Raw genomic sequence first — 16522 nt, 5'->3', positions numbered from 1 at the left:
TTGGCACCCAACCTGACCAGCGCGATCGCAGCCCACACATCTGCCGTCCTTAGAAATTTGTTTAGAACACGAGAGAACACGATAAACATGAGTGCCACCGTCAAAACCTTAGTAAATCAGCCTTACAAATACGGCTTTGTCACCGATATCGAGGCAGACGTTATTCCTCGCGGTCTTAACGAGGATATCATTCGTCTGATCTCAGCCAAGAAAAACGAGCCAGAATTCATGCTGGAGTTTCGCCTCAAAGCATACCGGCAATGGCTGAAGATGGCTGAGCCAACCTGGCCCCAAGTAAAATATCCACCAATTAATTATCAAGATATTATCTATTACTCGGCTCCCAAGCAAAAGCCCAAAAAGCTCAACAGCTTGGAGGAAGTAGACCCTGCCTTGTTGGAAACCTTTGAGAAGTTGGGCATTCCCCTATCCGAGCAAAAGCGCCTTTCTAACGTAGCAGTAGACGCCATCTTCGATAGCGTTTCCGTCGCGACTACCTTCAAGGAAAAGCTAGCGAAGGAAGGGGTGATCTTCTGTTCCATCTCGGAAGCTTTGAAAGAATATCCAGAGTTGGTACAGAAATACCTTGGCAGCGTAGTGCCGATCGCAGATAATTACTACGCCGCCCTCAACTCAGCCGTCTTCAGCGATGGTTCCTTCGTTTACATACCCAAGAACACTCGCTGTCCGATGGAATTGTCCACCTACTTCCGCATCAACACAGGCGACTCCGGGCAGTTTGAGCGGACGCTGATTATAGCAGAAGAAGGTAGCTATGTGTCATATTTGGAAGGCTGTACCGCTCCCATGTTTGACACCAACCAATTGCACGCAGCGGTAGTAGAATTAGTCGCTTTAGATAACGCCGAAATCAAATATTCCACAGTGCAAAACTGGTACGCTGGCGATGAAAATGGCAAAGGCGGTATCTACAACTTTGTCACCAAGCGGGGACTGTGCCAAGGAGTCAATTCCAAGATTTCTTGGACGCAGGTAGAAACTGGTTCGGCTATTACTTGGAAATATCCCAGTTGCGTGCTGGTAGGTGATAATTCTGTGGGAGAATTCTACTCGGTAGCGCTAACCAATCACAAACAGCAAGCCGATACAGGAACCAAGATGATCCACGTCGGCAAAAACACCCGCAGCACGATTATTTCCAAAGGTATTTCTGCTGGAAATTCCCAAAATAGTTATCGCGGCTTAGTGAAAATTGGCCCAAAAGCAGAAGGTGCAAGAAATTATTCCCAGTGCGACTCAATGCTGATTGGCGATAATGCCCAAGCGAATACTTTCCCTTACATTCAAGTGCAGAATAACATCGGTAAAGTTGAGCATGAGGCATCTACTTCCAAGATTGGGGAAGACCAATTATTCTACTTCTCGCAACGAGGCATTTCCCAAGAAGATGCTATCTCGATGATGATTAGCGGTTTCTGTAAGGATGTCTTCAATCAATTGCCGATGGAATTTGCTGTGGAAGCTGACAGATTGTTGAGTCTGAAATTGGAAGGAAGTGTAGGGTAATTCTTGTGGGGCAGGCATCTTGCCTGCTAGCAATTGAGTCACAGGCGAGACGCCTGTGCCACAAAATATCCACAAAATATTTTGTAAGGTGGCATTGCCTACTTTATGTGTGAAATTCAATAACGAACCACGAAGACGCGAAGGTCGCGAAGGAAGAAGAGAGCAACAATGATTATTGAGAATAGTGAGGTGATTCTGTCAGTTCGCAATCTGACGGCGAATGTTGATGGGAATCAAATTCTGAAGGGTGTGAATTTGGAAATTAAGGCGGGAGAAGTTCATGCCATTATGGGGCCAAATGGTTCGGGGAAGAGTACGTTCTCGAAGGTTTTGGCTGGACATCCCGCTTATGAGGTGACTGGCGGTGAGGTGATTTTTCAGGGACAAAATCTTCTGGAAATGGAACCGGAAGAACGGGCGCGAGGTGGTGTATTTTTGGCTTTTCAATACCCGTTAGAAATTCCGGGTGTGAGTAATTTAGATTTTCTGCGCGTTGCTTATAATTCCCGCCGCAAGAGTCAGGGTTTAGAGGAATTAGATGCGTTTGATTTTGATGAATTAATTCAAGAAAAGCTGGAAGTGGTAAAGATGAATCCGGCTTTTTTGAGTCGCAGTGTGAATGAAGGTTTTTCTGGTGGTGAGAAAAAGCGGAATGAGATTCTGCAAATGGCGCTGCTGGAACCGAAGTTAGCAATTCTGGATGAAACTGATTCTGGTTTGGATATCGACGCGCTGAAAATTGTGGCGAATGGGGTTAACCAGTTGGCAAAACCCGATAATGCGACTTTGATGATTACTCACTATCAGCGGTTGCTTGATTACATTGTGCCGGATTTTGTTCATGTGATGGAAAGCGGCAGAATTATTACTAGCGGAACTAAGGAGTTGGCGCTGGAATTGGAAGCACGCGGTTATGATTGGGTGCGGGAAGAAGAAGCTGAGGTGGCGGCGCGATGAGTAGTCAAGTTTTAACTTCTACAAATAGGGATGCGTATCTGGGGGAGTTGTTAGATCGGGTTTATAAATCTACCTCACCCCAATTATCTTCGCCTGCGGGGAGGGAGATAGAGGAATTGCGCGATCGCGCATCATCTGTTGTCCTCGAACACACTTTCCCTACCACAAGGGATGAGGCGTGGCGCTTTACCGATATTTCGCCTTTGTTGCAGGTGAATTTTCAGCTACCGGAAACGAGTGCAATTCCATCTCTACCTTTATCCGATATTAAACCGCTGATTTTCTCGGAAGCAGCAGACAGTCGGTTGGTTTTTGTCAATGGCGTTTATGCGCCTCAACTGTCTTCAGTTGCTAATATCCCAAGTGGTTTATTCGTTGGTAATTTAACCCAATTACCTGAAAATTATCTTTCGCGTTTACCAAATTATTTGGGCAAGCAACAAGGTGCAGTTGAAGTTTTCACCGCCCTCAATACGGCGGGATTTACAGATGCAGCAGTCGTATGGGTGGCGAGAAATCAAATCGTGGAAACGCCTATCCATCTACTGTTTATCTCTACGCTAAGCGAATCGCCGATTATTTCTCAGCCGCGCTGTTTGGTGGTAGCAGAAACTAACAGTCAAGTAACTTTGGTTGAAGATTACTTGACAATTAGTGACTGGTGTGTAAACAATGCTAATCCCTACTTTGTGAATACGGTAACGGAAATTTGGGCTGAAGAAAATGCCCAAGTTAACCACAGTCGCATTCAGCGAGATAGTAAGGTAGCTTTTCACATTGGCAAAACTGCTGTAAGCCAAGCGCGTTACAGTCGCTATACTTGCAATGCGATTAATATGGGTGGGAAAATATCTCGCCATAATTTAGAAATATTCCAAACTGGCGAACAAACCGAAACCACTCTCAACGGTTTGACGATGATTTCTGGGGAACAGTTGGCGGATACTCACAGCGAGATAGTTCTGAATTGTCCCCACAGTACGACTCGTCAGTTGCAGAAGAATATCGCAAGCGATCGCTCTCATATTGTATTCAATGGTAGAGTCTTTGTCGCCAAAGCAGCGCAACTGACAGATGCGGGACAACTCAACCGCAATTTGCTGCTTTCGCCAAAAGCGAGAGTCGATACAAAACCCCAACTGGAAATTATTGCCGATAACGTCAAATGTACGCACGGCGCAACGGTGAGTCAGTTGGATGATGAGGAAATCTTCTACCTGCAAAGTCGCGGTTTAGATAAAGTCAGCGCCTACAATTTGCTGGTTGATGCTTTTGCGGCGGAAATTATTAACCTAATTCCGCTGACTTCCGTGGAAACAATGCTTTCTCAGTGCGTTGCTTGTCGAGCGATTTAATAGTGGAATTTAGATTGCAAATTTCAGATTGCAAATTTAATTTTTAAATCTGCAATCTGAAATATAAAATTTGCAATTACCTTCACCAGTCACCAATTACCAAACACCATGACTGTCACTCAAGAAAAAACATTAGCCGATCGCGTTCGTGCTGACTTCCCAATTTTACACCAAGAAGTCAACGGTAAACCTTTAGTTTACTTGGACAACGCCGCTACTTCTCAAAAGCCCGTCGCCGTTCTCGACGCACTGCGAAATTACTACGAACAGTACAATTCTAACGTACATCGCGGCGTCCACACTCTCAGCGCCAAAGCTACAGATGCTTATGAAGGATCGCGGGTAAAAATTGCCAAATTTGTCAATGCAGCTTTACCTCAAGAAATTATCTACGCCCGCAATGCTTCCGAGGCAATTAATTTGGTAGCTTATGCTTGGGGATTGACAAGTTTGCAACCGGGTGATGAAGTGATTCTCTCGGTGATGGAACATCACAGCAATTTAGTTCCTTGGCAACTTGTAGCCAAAACTACAGGCGCAGTGCTGAAGTTTGTGGAACTGACACAAAACCAAGAATTCGATTTGGAACAATTCAAAACACTGGTTTCCGATAAGACAAAACTGGTTTCTACCGTTTACGTTTCCAACACGCTGGGGTGCATTAATCCAGTTAAAGAAATTAGCGAAATCGCTCACCACTACGGAGCAAAAGTATTAATTGATGCTTGCCAAGCCGTTCCGCATATGCCGATCGACGTGCGTGCGATCGATTGCGATTGGCTAGTAGCTTCCGGTCACAAAATGTGCGGGCCAACTGGTATCGGTTTCCTCTACGGTAAGCGAGAAATACTGAAGGCAATGCCTCCATTTATGGGTGGTGGCGAAATGATTGCCGATGTGTTTTTAGACCATTCTACTTATGCAGATTTACCCCATAAATTTGAAGCCGGAACACCTGCGATCGCCGAAGCAATAGGGCTCGGTGCTGCTGTCGATTATCTCACAAATATTGGCATGGATAAAATCCACGCTTACGAAGCAGAATTGACAGCTTATTTATTTGAACAATTGCGACAAATTCCGCAAATCCAAACTTATGGCCCACAGCCCGATCGTAACGGCGAAGGTAGAGCTGCACTCGCTGCTTTCACTGCTGGAGAAGTCCATCCGCACGACTTATCAACGATATTAGATCAAGCAGGAATTGCCATTCGCGCCGGACATCATTGCACTCAACCTTTGCACCGTTATATCAAAGCGCAATCGACTGCGAGAGCGAGTTTGTATTTCTACAACACGCGGGAAGAGATTGATGTGTTTATTGCGGCGTTAAAGGAGGCGATCGACTTTTTTGGTGGACTGTTTGGGTAAAATGGTAGGGTGAGCCAAAGCTCACCTTACTATTTGAATATAAACGATCAAATTGCTAACTTTAGCTAAGTTTGTCTACAAACTTTTCTATTTCTTGTAAAGCTTGTTCGTAGTTACTCGTAGGAAGTTTAACATTTCTTCCATTGGGCATTGCATATTTAGACTGATTTGGAAGTAGAAACATCGGTATTCCAAGAGATGACGATACTTTACCTGATGTATGAAAATCTTTTATACCTGAAACATAACATTTTTCCCATTCAGTAATACAAGTAGGACTGGGGTCGCACTTTGCAAATAATAATGGAAATTGTTGGAATTGCTCGTAGCAAAAAGTATTTAGCTCCGTTTTAATAGATTCAAAAGCTGCGGCAACTCCATGTTTAATGGTATAGTTATTGAATACGAATTCCCAAATCACAGGCAATTGCAAATTAAAAGAATCTACTTGTTTATTAAAAGTAATTACATCATCAGCATACTTTTTTAAAGCCGCCGAAGGATATTTTCCAAAAAGCAACATGAATAAACCTTTAATTCCTTCGAGTGAACTGAAGTCTGCCATCATTGGAATTACTAATTTATCTGAAGACACTAAAGCCATTTGGGTGTATATGGAAAAGCTGGGGTTGCAATCTATAAAAACAACCATATTTTCATATTGGTTTTGGGCGAATTCATAGACGCATAATCTTTTTATAGCCGTCATATACTCTAGCCACGCCTTGGTATTAGCAGGATTAATCACAGCATAGTTTAATGCCAACGAAAAAGACTCTAAAAATGAGTCACCAGCTATCAAATATAAATTATTAGTAATATAACTATTGTAAGGAGAAATTTGAACCTTATAAGAAGTTTTAGGTGTTCGGAAATTTGCATTTCCTTTAAGAAGCCAATCTATAAAGCCAACTATATTTCTTCTCGTAAATGAAGATTGTAATTTTTGATTATTTTCATAGCCTTTCCTTCCGCCTCCAAGCAAAAATTGTGATATATTCGCTTGCGGACACATATCAATAACTAATACTTGGGTATTTGGGTGTTTTTTTGCATAGAGGGTTGCTGCATTAGAACAAAGAGTTGTTTTACCAACACCGCCTTTATTATTATAAAAAGTATAAATTTTTATATTATTCATAAGTATTTCCCTCAAAAATAAACAAAAAACAACTTAACATAGGCAATACCATTTGTCAAGGAAATTTACATTTTTTAACCCCCAAGGTAATGAACTTTATGATGTTGTGAGAGTGATTAAAGAGCTTCTTTACACGCAGCAGGAGTTGAGCTAATCGGTGATATTACTAACTCAGTCAACAAGATGTTTGATGGATTAGTAGAAATTAATCAGGCTTTTTTGGTGGTGTTTTCGTTTGGAAAAAATCCAAAAGTCTAATTTTCAATCTTGATAAGTCAACGAAAGGACATCTACCTGTTTTTTGGTTAAAAATATATGAGAGCAACATGGTGGTATTATAGTTGACACCTCATTAAAACCGATTTTTGAAAGAAAGGATTGGTGACTTGAAAAATATTAAAGTGAGATCGTTATTTCTTCATCTGTGTTCATCTGCGGTTAAAAGAAAAGATCGATCACACTCACCAAACAACCAGAAACTAATCTTTTTCTGTTTCCCCCACTTCTATATCTTCTTCAAAATTATTATTATCTTCTATATCTTCCTTTATCAAATTAAATTCTCTTTTTAAATCCGGGTCTGGAGGTCTTTTATTAGTTTTATTCTTACCACCAAACTCCTCATGAGTATATATCCACATCAAGTAAACAAAACATTTTGGTTTGTAAACAACATACATTAAACGACCATACTTAGCTTGTCCCCGTAAACCTGGTAAGCTAAACCTAATTTTTCTAAATTCAAAATCTTGGCTGTATTCTCCTTTAGGAAATCCCTCATCATCCGAAATATCATTAGAGCTAGGAGTTTCTTGGAGTTGCGATATGTAGCTATCAACCAACTCTTCAAAAGCATCCCTAGCTCTTTGGTCTTTTCGGTAATGTTTCTTAATGATTTGCTTGTAGCTAATTTCAAACCTCGTTAAGGGCTTGATCTGATAAGCTTCGCAACCATCCACGAGTTTCTCCCGGCTTTAAAACTTTACTAGATGAACCTGAATGAGAAGTTAATTCCTGTAATGTATCGGATAAAACTGCTTGATATTCAGGATCGTCTCGCTCGACAGCTTCAAAAATATTATCAATTAGTAAACTCATCGCTTTACAGTATGCAATAAGAGCATCTGTTTGACCATTGGCTACTATTATTGTTAGACGAACAAAACTGAAAAAATTAGCAATTACACCACTTAAACCAGTCCGATAATCAGTCAAATTGTAGGCTAAACTTTTTAGTTTTTCTCGGTCTTCCTCAGAAAGCTTATGCCATTGCTTCTTAACTATAACTGCTGCTTTATTAATTTTTCGGGCAAGCAACCATAGTTCCAAAGATCTAATCTCTTTAGATTGGGAGATTTGCTGAAGCTCACTTGTATTTAGTGCAATGCTGGCAGACATAAGTCTCGCCCTCTTATTACTACAGATTGTCTAACCTTGACGGGATGGACTATTTCTGAATTTTAGCTAATTTAGCCAAATGTGTCAATTACATTGCTAAAATCCACTGGAAAGCTGATGGATTTCTTTCCCAGGTGAGATGTAATGTAAAAATTATAAATTTTACACCTAATAAAAGTAAAACAATAATTGTTACTCCCACGCATATTGAGGCAATAATGTTCGTTTCAAATCTATCAATAGAAAACTAGATTGGCAACGCGCTTTGCTCTTTCTTCATCTGCGTTTATCTGTGTTCATCTGCGGTGAAAAGAAAAGAGCGATCGCACTCCTAAAAAACATAAAATAAGCCCACACAGCCGAGCTTAATTTGTATATTTTCTATCTAAAGATAGATGCCATAAATATTATCACCACAGGCTGATTAAACTCAGCTATTAACTTGAGACAATTGTTACAGAAGTTGCCTGTGGGCGTCAAAAAGTAAAGGTAGGGTAATGATTAAATCTTGGATGGTAATTGCGGCGGTAGGCTTATTAATTGCGCTGGGGAGCAACTTGTTTACACCTAGCGATGTTAAGTGGTTCAAACGCTTGCAGCGTCCCCAATGGCTAACATTTGAATTTGCTATTCCGTTGATTTGGACATTTATTTTTATTTGCGGGGGCTGGTCAGCTTATATTGTGTGGGAAAAAGACCCTGGAACTGCTAAAACGTGGTGGCTGATGGCCTTTTATATTCTCGTGGAGATTGCGATCGTAGCCTACACCCCTGTTATGTTTAGGCTTCGCAGTCTCAAAGTAGGCACTATTATTGGTGCTATTGGTTCGATTTTGGGCGTAATTTTAGCAATAACAGTCTGGACTGTTTCTGGCTGGGCAGCTTTGTTACTTCTTCCTTACGCGATTTGGAGTCCGATCGGAACTTACACCACTTGGGAGATGATTCGCCTCAATCCTCAAGACGAGTAGGGGCGAAATATTTAATTGCTGCCAGACCCCGAAACAGGTATCTGCGAAGCCAAAGAAATTATTAGTGAGCTTGATTAACGACGATCGGTGTTTGCGGTGTTGGTTCTGGTTCTGTGACTATGGCTTTACCCAGCAACACCTCCGAATATTTTTGGGCAATAATGTCCAGCGTAAAGTTGGATTTGAGGTAGGAACGACCCGCTTTACCCATGAGATCGGCTAACTGGCTATCGCTAGCCAAACGGCGAATAAAATTAGCCAAGCCGGTAGCATCGTTATTCCGGAAAGAAGCACCGCACTTCGCTTCTTCAACCAGCTGGCGTAAATAGGAACGTTCCTCACAAATTACTCCCACCGGACGCCCAGCCGCTAAAATACCGTAAAGTTTGCTGGGAGCAACCAATCCCTCCATTCCCGGACTGACCGTGACTAAAGATAAATCACAAGCAGTCAGCGAGTAAGGAAGGTTCTCCTTGTGCTGGTAAGGCAAAAACAAACAATTCGTCAAACCCAGCTCGGCGATTCTATCCTCACAAGCTTGACGCTTAGCGCCATCCCCAATAAAGACAAATTGAATAGGTTCGTTTTGCAGAAGTTCCGCCGCTTCCACAATTGTCTCCATATCGTGACAGCGCCCTATGTTACCGGAATAAAGAACCGTAAATTGATCTACCAGCTTGTACTTTTGGGCGAACCAGTTTTCTTGTTTGGGCATCGGGACAATGATATCGGGATCGGCCCAACTGTGAATGACGGCAACTTTATCTGCGACTTCCGGACACTTGGCGACGATGCGCTGTTTCATAGAGGGGCTGAGGACTATTACCCCTTGGGCGTTTTTCCAAATTTGTTGGTTAATTACATCCCACAGTCGAACTAACCAATGGTGAACGGGGACGACTTGCAGTTCCACCGCTACATCGGGATACAAATCATACAGCAAACATACATAGGGCAATCCAAACCAAAGATTAATTAAGTAGCCCAAAATTGGTAGGAAAGGCGGTGCAGTGGTGACGAGTAAAACATCGCCTCTCCAAGAGGTTTTCAGTAAGTGGACTGCCGATCGCACACAGAATAACAGACCGTTGACCGCTTTACCGCGTATTCGTTTGGGCCAAAGTCGAGATGTGCGCGATCGCCTGATCGACATCATGTCCTTATATTCTTCGCTGGGAGCGCTTTCCTTTTGAAAGGCGTACCCTGGCTGTCCTGTGAAGATGTGGACGTACATACCGTAATGCCTCAACTGCGAGGCTAGCTCTTCAATGAGCTGTCCGGTAGCGGCATAGTCAGGTGGATAAAACTGGGTAATAATAGATAGTTTCACTGAATGCTGCTGTTTGGGAATATTTCCATTCCTTATGGCACCTCGCCGGTGAGTCAAAAACTGGTACAACTTGTGTTCCCCTTGTAGAATTCCCATTTATCATGCCCTAAAGCTTTCGTGAGGTCAAAACAATAGTGACGCAACTAGAGCCATCCCTTCCCCTGAAGCCATTTATTTTTTCATACCCAACCAAAAGAAGGGGAGACCTGTCTTGAGAAGCCGGATCTTTAGCATCTCAAACCTCCTTCCCTGAATTAATTTACTTAGATGTCCCCGTTGGATACCCCGTTCCCAGAGTAGGCAAATCGAAAGCTCACTGGGGTGTATCGCTTTCTGGTCAAGCCTTTGGTTTTGGTGAAAGGACTTAAGGCAGTGCAATTGGTTGTGGCACAAGGCGACCGATTGTAGCTGATATCAGCCCTTTCGGGGTAGTTTTGCAATTCAAAGGCGAAATTTTAATTCTTCAGACAGCAAGCGATCTTGCTGCGTTCGGAATTAGGTAGCTTTCTTTTGAGCTTGTTTAGCTCTGACCCTCTTTCCCTCATAGGTTGTGCCTTTGCGGGTAAAGTAGTTTACCTATAAAGTCTACAAAACCCTCACTTATTATTCCGGAGATCCTGGGGAAGAGACTGTATAAATATAGATCGGGGTTGCCAACCCGTATTTTTGCTGTTGGTACGCAAACAGATTTTCTGGTTGTACATATCGCCACCGTGGTATTACTGACGGAAGCAAATAATTAAAAGATTCTTTAAGGCACGATCGCTGAAGTCGGAGGCTTCTTGGGTAAACAGGCTGGTAACTGGCGACCTACGCAAAGTCGATCGAAGAGTTTTTGAGCGATCGCTTGATGCGCTGGCACTGTCAGGTGTACCCAATCTCGAAAATAAGTTTTTACAGTCCCAGGTGGTAAAGTTGACCAAACCGCATGAGCGTCAATCATAGGAACTCGTAAATTTTTTAGCAACCGTAAAAACTCGGATTTATACTTGGGCTGTTTCGGGTTTGGCAGTAAATCATCATAATTGGGGGTAAATAAAACAAACACTGGTATCTTCTTGCTGCGAACCAGGATCGCTATCTGTTTTAAACTTTGCATATTCTCTTTGAACTGTCGATCGGGATCGGCAGAAGTGGGAGGCGGAAGTTCACCAGGCAAAGAACCCAGCTTTAAGCGAAAGGCTAAGTTCGGCCAAGCGTAGCGCGTCCAAGCTTCCTGAATTGCTAGCAGCGGCGGATGAGTGGGAAAAGAGGGATGATGACCGACGATCTCGCTATTACTGGTAGGCTGAGTTAAATCGTGAGTACCTATTTGCAGAATGACGGCATCTGCGTTAAAAGTACCGAATTTCCGCAGGTATCCGAGTTGATTGCCAATTCCCCAAGAACCGGATGAGGCGTTGAGAACTTCTGCCGGATGTCCGGATGCAGATAATTTTGCCTCAAAAAGTTCTGTAATAATTTGACTTTGATCTGTAGGATTACCGCCATTAAGAACCGAGTCGCCCAGCATTAATATTCTCAGTTTTCCTGCTGGCTTTTCTGGTGTAATCGGTTCGGAACGCTGAGAGTATTGGTTGTACTGAATGTGCTTGCCAAATCGAAATATTTTTTGATTTGGTTGAAATCGATAGCCTGTATCGGAGTCAGCTTGTACTAAAACTGGATTTCCCAAACCCAAAGCCAGCCGCAATGTCACTTCGGTGGTGATTAAGATCCCAACGACAGAAGCCGGTATCCAATACTTAGCTGGTATCCTCATCTCCACACCTCCAATTTATGAGAAAAACTGGCTCCAGTACGACCTGTAAAAATCCAAAGCAACGAACGACAAATATCGCGGAAAATGCGAAGCCAAGATTCGACTGGTTCGCCGGATGGCACGGATACTGGTGTAAAGGCGATACCTTGGCTGCCGAAAATGATGGTAGCGATCGCCATCGCTCGCGGTATATGATGGGCTGAGGTAATTACGTACAAATGTTGCATATGCCGACTTTTGAAATCGGCAACTAAAGTGGTAAAGTTGGTGACAGTATCTACTGCTCGTCTATCTATATGCAGTCTGCTTTCTGGAATACCGTAGGCGCGAAAAATCTCGTTACTCCTGTAAGTCGGTACGCCAGTAGAAACCCAAATTTCTAATGTAGGATGAGCGAGGGCAAATTCGGCGGTAAAAATTTCTCGCTCTATTCCTCCGCCTAATGTAAATATAGCTTGGGGTTGGGGTGCTTGCAGATGAGCGATCGCCAGTCGCACCGGAATTATTACTAGCAATACCGTCAGGGCGGTGCTTGCTAAGAAGAGTAACTTAAATCGCTTCCGTTTGCGATTCAACACATTAGCCAATGTTTAATAATTTTCCACGCTACACACCCAAATTACCGTGCTGTTAAGGAAACTGCCACTCCAGGGAAATGGAGAGAAAATCCGCCGCTCGATTTTGACTTTTTCTTGTAATAGTTTCTCTATTTTACGATAATCAAATCCCTTGTGACCAGTGTAGTCTAATTGCAAAGAGTGAGAAGAAGTAAAACTGTTAGCATCCCATAAAATAGCCGCTGAAAATATCTCTTTTAACTTATATGGTTCGTAGCCATAATTTCCATTCCTATTAGCAAAATAACGTCCCATTTGCTTTAATAAAAGTGATGGCCCAATCTCGATAGGTACAGAAATTACCATTGTGGCTTTTGGTTGACAATAAATTAGAATTTGCTCCAAAGCTTTTTGAGGATTACCGATATGTTCGAGCGTTTCAGTGCAGAAGATTATATCGCAACTTTGTGGCGGTATTTTTTGCGATAATTCCTCTGGTTTGCAAAATTGAAAGCCAGGTATATCCGCGAATATTTCCTGGCAAGCTGACAGCATATAGGGATCTACATCAACGCCTATTCCCGATTTTACTGTGTTTTGCTCGTATGCTGTTCTGAGCAGCCAACCGTCGCCACATCCGTAATCTAAGGCTCGATCGTATCGAGTGTTGCCAAGAACATTCAAAACGGCGCTAAAGCGGGATTGATGTGCAAAACGAGTCAGGCGATTGCCTTTTTGGAGCAGGCGTTGAGAGTAGGACATTTTTTTGAGGGGCTAGTGCATTCCGATCTAAGTTTCCCACAACTACCGCCAAAGATGAGGAGATGGGGAGGGATTCGGAGATTGAGACTTGTAGGTGCTGGATCGTGCTGAGGAATTAGTCCTTTTTGCCTTTGCGATCGTAAAGAACAGCATGGGCATCTTTCTGCGGTCTCAAAGCACGAGCGAAAGAGCGAACTAGATTGTCTACAGGATAAAGCATTTTGTTGAGCATTTCACTCTTTCTCGCTCTGAAAGATGTGACATGATAGTAGTCTGTTCCGTCTGGAGATTCCTCTGTGAAAAAGTACAGATTTATCGATTTGCGGCTATCGCCATCTGGTGTATTGACGCGGCGATATCCATGCCACGATTGTTTGTCGGTTGCGAAAATAACCATGCGATTGAAGCTCGGTAAAATCGCTACTGATTCGGACATATCTGGCGACCACAATTCCAAGTGTCCTCCCTTTTCTTCTGTCCAATTTTTGTTCAAATAAAGCAGTAAGTTTAACCGACGATACCAAGGATTAACTGGGTGAGAACTGTTATCCAAGTGAACGTTTAAGAAACTGCCGTTTGCTCCTTGGGCGAGTCCGGCGGCGTACAATTGGCTATCTGAAAGTAAGTTGGGTATGCCAGAAATTCTAGAAAGAAGATCGATAAGTCGTTGCGAGTGCAGGTGTTGAAATACAATTTCGCTGAAAATCGGATTGAATTTGTTAATGGCGGGGTCTTGAGCTTTATCTTGACGGAAGTCTTTTAAGACATCCATTTCTGCAATTGTGGGGAAGACGTTAAAAGCTTGGGTGGCAATTTCTTCGGGCAAGAAGTTATCGATAATTAGATGTCTGACGGGTTTTGATTCGGCAAAACTTTTGGCTAAGTTATCGATTTGAGATTCGATCGAGTTGTAGTTAATCATTTAATTTTCCTCAAAAAACTAATTCATTTTTCTGTTTCTAAAACAGTCGCTCATCTCAGTTTTGAGTTGTCTGGATATGGGGGAATGGGTTGTTGCTGAAGAATGGAAGTATAGACGGCGGCGAGATGGTGGCCAATCTTCTGCCAGGAATAGCGATCGCTTGCCAACCGCTTCCCATTCTCCCCTAATTTTTGCCGCTTTTCGGGAGATTCTAGCAATTGGGCGATCGCATTTGCCAAAGGTTCGACTTCTCCCTCTACTACTAACCCAGTCTCAAAGGCAGTAATTTCCTGCGAAATTTGGATATCGGGGGTGACAATTACTGGCAAACCAGATGCTATTGCTTCTCCAACAGCAATACCAAAGTTTTCGGAAAAGGATGGCAAAACAAAGATATCGGCACCTTGCAGTAACAAATCTTTATCTTCACCAATCGCAAAACCTGGTAAGGAGGTGCGACTTGCTAAATTTAGCGACGATATCAAGTTGTTCAGATAGCTGAGGTAATCTGGTTCTCCCGAACCCGCTAAGATCAAATGAAAGTTGCAGTTTCGCTCCGCTAATTGACTGAGCGATCGCAGCAGCAAATCCGGGCGTTTTTTATAATGAAGCCGAGACAGAAATAACACGATCGGAGTTTGCGGAGCAATGCCGTAAATTTCGCGTATTTTCTGCTTAGCAGCGGGTCGAAAAATTGGCGGTGACACACCAAGAGGTAGGACGGCGGTGGGAGTTTGAATGCCAAAATTGCGGACATCTTCGGCTTCACCGATGGAAGTGCAGTGAATAGCGGCGGCGCGAGCGAGATTTTTGCGCTCGATTAAAAAGCTATAAATTTGCTTTTTAAGGCGACTTTGAGATAACGCCCAAGGAGTAAGTTGACCCATTGCGCGGACTGTGTAAGGAACTTTTTGCCATCTGGCGATCGCACCGGCACAAGTACAAGGATACGAAAAAAGATAGTGGTTGTCTAGAATATCGTAATCTCGAATATGTTCCCAAAGCCAACGAGTGAGTGGTGCGGAAAAGACAAATCCTTTATCTTTTGCTATTTGTACTCCTTTGGCGGGTGGCGAAAATTGCTCAAAAAACCAAATCGGTACTTTCTCGTATTCAATTCGCTGATTTAAGGGTACATCTAGAGGGGAAAGTCCGTCTGAACCGTTGTCGTTGGTGGTAGCAATTTCGGCGTCAATTCCTTGCTCTCGTAAACATTTAATTAAATTTAAAACGACTTGGGTCGGCCCTCCCCGACGCGGCGATACGGAAGGAATAATATGCAATACTTTCATTGGCTAACTCCTATGGGAGAGTTTTCAATTAACTCTGCCAGAGTTTTTTTATAACGTTCAAAGCCGAAAGTATCGATTACTTTTTGACGCAATAATTCAGGCTGATACATATTGGTGTGAGGGAAAGTACGCTGTAAAATGGAAATTAGGGTTTCGGCGATTTCTCCTACATTATCAGGAGAAACTAAAGCTCCTAATTCGCCGTGGCAAAGGGCGTCGATCGCACCGTCTCGATCGCCTCCCAAGGTAGGTTTACCGCAAGCCAAAGCTTCTAGGTAAACGATACCGAATCCTTCGCCTTTGCTAGGCATGGCAAAAACATCGCAAAGATTGTAATGGTCTCCAAGTTCGCTATCGGGAATAAATCCAGCTAGGGTAACGCAGTCTTGCAAGTTGAGTTTGGCGATCCACTGTTCGATGCGGGGCCGATCGTTTCCTTTTCCTACCAAAATGTAGCGCACTTTGGGAAGATAACGCCGAATTTCCGGCAAAGCTTGAATAATGCGATCGTATCCTTTATATTGTTCGCTGTTGTCTAATCTCGCTACTGTGAGAATTACCGAATCTTCTGGCGTCAATCCATAACGTTCCATCAGATATGGCGGTTTGGGTGCAATTTGAAAACGACTGGCATCAAAGGTATTTGGTAGGAGAGAAATTTTCAGCGGGTCGAGGTTTTGTTCTGTGAGTAAGCGATCGCGAGTATAACCGCTGACTGAAATAATTCGATCGGCATTTTGCAAACCTTTTTGCAAGGTTGGACGATCGATATTCCAAGCTTCTACACCGTGAGCGATCGTCCAGTATGGGATATTTGCCAGACGTTTCAACCAGTAGGCAACGGGGGCGAAGTTAAGGTGGGTTAAGATAATTAAATCGGGACGTTGGTACAGACCGTATCCTAGAATTTGAGAAGCAAAAGCAAAAGTTCGTAAAGGCAAAGGCCACTTGCCTGTAAAATGAAAGTTAGTACCCTCTAAGAAAGGCACTTCTGGCAGCGATCGAGTATCGTGTTTGAGAAAAACTTCGTAATTTCGATCGGGGTACAAACTTTGTAGTGCCTCTAGAAAGAAAGCCGAATAAACTTGTATTCCCCCTTTAAATTCAAAGATGTTAGGGAAACACAGGTAAATCTTACCTTGTCTAGTAATATTTGACATCCTGAGTTACTGCAAAG

General features: G+C 43.0%; 15 protein-coding genes. 5 read left to right on the top strand and 10 right to left on the bottom strand.

The genetic code is table 11. The features are described 5' to 3' along the window. Window positions 1-87: 87 nt before the first annotated feature. The 4 genes from sufB to H6G03_RS01605 all read left to right on the top strand — a co-directional run bounded on the left by sufB (window position 88) and on the right by H6G03_RS01605 (window position 5210). Entirely contained in the window at window positions 88-1527 is a 1440-nt protein-coding gene (sufB, locus tag H6G03_RS01620) for a Fe-S cluster assembly protein SufB (protein ID WP_190461394.1), read from the top strand. A 168-nt stretch (window positions 1528-1695) separates the two neighbouring features. Then, a complete protein-coding gene (sufC, locus tag H6G03_RS01615) occupies window positions 1696-2484 on the top strand; it encodes a Fe-S cluster assembly ATPase SufC (RefSeq protein ID WP_190461392.1) in 789 nt (262 codons plus the stop codon). Then, window positions 2481-3839, top strand: a complete 1359-nt coding sequence (gene sufD, locus H6G03_RS01610) for a Fe-S cluster assembly protein SufD (RefSeq protein ID WP_190461390.1) — start codon at window positions 2481-2483, stop codon at window positions 3837-3839. Before sufC ends, sufD begins: the two co-directional genes overlap by 4 nt. 108 nt (window positions 3840-3947) lie before the next feature. Then, entirely contained in the window at window positions 3948-5210 is a 1263-nt protein-coding gene (locus H6G03_RS01605) for a SufS family cysteine desulfurase (protein ID WP_190461387.1), read from the top strand. 61 nt (window positions 5211-5271) lie between these two features. Here H6G03_RS01605 and H6G03_RS01600 read toward each other — a convergent pair whose 3' ends face one another. The 3 genes from H6G03_RS01600 to H6G03_RS01590 form a co-directional block, all read right to left on the bottom strand. Further along, the gene (locus H6G03_RS01600) at window positions 5272-6351 is read right to left on the bottom strand and encodes a ParA family protein (RefSeq protein ID WP_190461385.1); all 1080 of its coding nucleotides are present in this window, start codon (window positions 6349-6351) and stop codon (window positions 5272-5274) included. A gap of 479 nt (window positions 6352-6830) precedes the next feature. After that, window positions 6831-7310, bottom strand: a complete 480-nt coding sequence (locus H6G03_RS01595) for a hypothetical protein (RefSeq protein WP_190461383.1) — start codon at window positions 7308-7310, stop codon at window positions 6831-6833. Continuing rightward, a complete protein-coding gene (locus H6G03_RS01590) occupies window positions 7264-7749 on the bottom strand; it encodes a hypothetical protein (protein WP_190461381.1) in 486 nt (161 codons plus the stop codon). Before H6G03_RS01590 ends, H6G03_RS01595 begins: the two co-directional genes overlap by 47 nt. A gap of 497 nt (window positions 7750-8246) precedes the next feature. On the opposite strand from H6G03_RS01590, the gene H6G03_RS01585 reads away from it, so the two are divergent. Further along, window positions 8247-8720, top strand: coding sequence for a TspO/MBR family protein (locus tag H6G03_RS01585; protein WP_190461379.1), 474 nt, complete (start codon window positions 8247-8249; stop codon window positions 8718-8720). 61 nt (window positions 8721-8781) lie between these two features. On the opposite strand, the gene H6G03_RS01580 is transcribed toward H6G03_RS01585, so the two are convergent. The 7 genes from H6G03_RS01580 to H6G03_RS01550 all read right to left on the bottom strand — a co-directional run bounded on the left by H6G03_RS01580 (window position 8782) and on the right by H6G03_RS01550 (window position 16505). Beyond that, on the bottom strand, window positions 8782-10146 hold the full coding sequence (locus H6G03_RS01580) for a glycosyltransferase family 4 protein (RefSeq protein WP_190461377.1): 1365 nt from the start codon (window positions 10144-10146) through the stop codon (window positions 8782-8784). Between the two features lie 655 nt (window positions 10147-10801). Next, a complete protein-coding gene (locus H6G03_RS01575; RefSeq protein ID WP_190461375.1) occupies window positions 10802-11812 on the bottom strand; it encodes an SGNH/GDSL hydrolase family protein in 1011 nt (336 codons plus the stop codon). Then, on the bottom strand, window positions 11809-12399 hold the full coding sequence (locus H6G03_RS01570; protein WP_242057008.1) for a YdcF family protein: 591 nt from the start codon (window positions 12397-12399) through the stop codon (window positions 11809-11811). Before H6G03_RS01570 ends, H6G03_RS01575 begins: the two co-directional genes overlap by 4 nt. A gap of 3 nt (window positions 12400-12402) precedes the next feature. Beyond that, window positions 12403-13131 (bottom strand): class I SAM-dependent methyltransferase, encoded by a 729-nt coding sequence (locus H6G03_RS01565; RefSeq protein WP_190461372.1) that lies wholly within the window; start codon window positions 13129-13131, stop codon window positions 12403-12405. A gap of 115 nt (window positions 13132-13246) precedes the next feature. Then, a complete protein-coding gene (locus tag H6G03_RS01560; RefSeq protein WP_190461370.1) occupies window positions 13247-14053 on the bottom strand; it encodes a 2OG-Fe(II) oxygenase in 807 nt (268 codons plus the stop codon). Between the two features lie 50 nt (window positions 14054-14103). After that, window positions 14104-15345, bottom strand: a complete 1242-nt coding sequence (locus H6G03_RS01555; RefSeq protein ID WP_190461367.1) for a glycosyltransferase — start codon at window positions 15343-15345, stop codon at window positions 14104-14106. After that, window positions 15342-16505, bottom strand: coding sequence for a glycosyltransferase family 4 protein (locus H6G03_RS01550; RefSeq protein ID WP_190461364.1), 1164 nt, complete (start codon window positions 16503-16505; stop codon window positions 15342-15344). The genes H6G03_RS01555 and H6G03_RS01550 overlap by 4 nt, the downstream gene beginning before the upstream one ends. Window positions 16506-16522 lie beyond the last annotated feature (17 nt).

Source organism: Aerosakkonema funiforme FACHB-1375 (assembly GCF_014696265.1).
Lineage (GTDB): Bacteria > Cyanobacteriota > Cyanobacteriia > Cyanobacteriales > Aerosakkonemataceae > Aerosakkonema > Aerosakkonema funiforme_A.
The sequence above is the reverse complement of the archived record's forward strand: the minus strand, read 5'-3'. Positions and strand labels throughout refer to the sequence as shown.

What these genes read in the sequence shown, in the direction of transcription:
- sufB (WP_190461394.1), top strand. Translation starts at nt 88, where the DNA reads ATGAGTGCCACCGTCAAAACCTTAGTAAATCAGCCTTACAAATACGGC.
- sufC (WP_190461392.1), top strand. Translation starts at nt 1,696, where the DNA reads ATGATTATTGAGAATAGTGAGGTGATTCTGTCAGTTCGCAATCTGACG.
- sufD (WP_190461390.1), top strand. Translation starts at nt 2,481, where the DNA reads ATGAGTAGTCAAGTTTTAACTTCTACAAATAGGGATGCGTATCTGGGG.
- H6G03_RS01605 (WP_190461387.1), top strand. Translation starts at nt 3,948, where the DNA reads ATGACTGTCACTCAAGAAAAAACATTAGCCGATCGCGTTCGTGCTGAC.
- H6G03_RS01600 (WP_190461385.1), bottom strand. Translation starts at nt 6,351, where the DNA reads ATGAATAATATAAAAATTTATACTTTTTATAATAATAAAGGCGGTGTT.
- H6G03_RS01590 (WP_190461381.1), bottom strand. Translation starts at nt 7,749, where the DNA reads ATGTCTGCCAGCATTGCACTAAATACAAGTGAGCTTCAGCAAATCTCC.
- H6G03_RS01585 (WP_190461379.1), top strand. Translation starts at nt 8,247, where the DNA reads ATGATTAAATCTTGGATGGTAATTGCGGCGGTAGGCTTATTAATTGCG.
- H6G03_RS01580 (WP_190461377.1), bottom strand. Translation starts at nt 10,146, where the DNA reads ATGGGAATTCTACAAGGGGAACACAAGTTGTACCAGTTTTTGACTCAC.
- H6G03_RS01575 (WP_190461375.1), bottom strand. Translation starts at nt 11,812, where the DNA reads ATGAGGATACCAGCTAAGTATTGGATACCGGCTTCTGTCGTTGGGATC.
- H6G03_RS01565 (WP_190461372.1), bottom strand. Translation starts at nt 13,131, where the DNA reads ATGTCCTACTCTCAACGCCTGCTCCAAAAAGGCAATCGCCTGACTCGT.
- H6G03_RS01560 (WP_190461370.1), bottom strand. Translation starts at nt 14,053, where the DNA reads ATGATTAACTACAACTCGATCGAATCTCAAATCGATAACTTAGCCAAA.
- H6G03_RS01555 (WP_190461367.1), bottom strand. Translation starts at nt 15,345, where the DNA reads ATGAAAGTATTGCATATTATTCCTTCCGTATCGCCGCGTCGGGGAGGG.
- H6G03_RS01550 (WP_190461364.1), bottom strand. Translation starts at nt 16,505, where the DNA reads ATGTCAAATATTACTAGACAAGGTAAGATTTACCTGTGTTTCCCTAAC.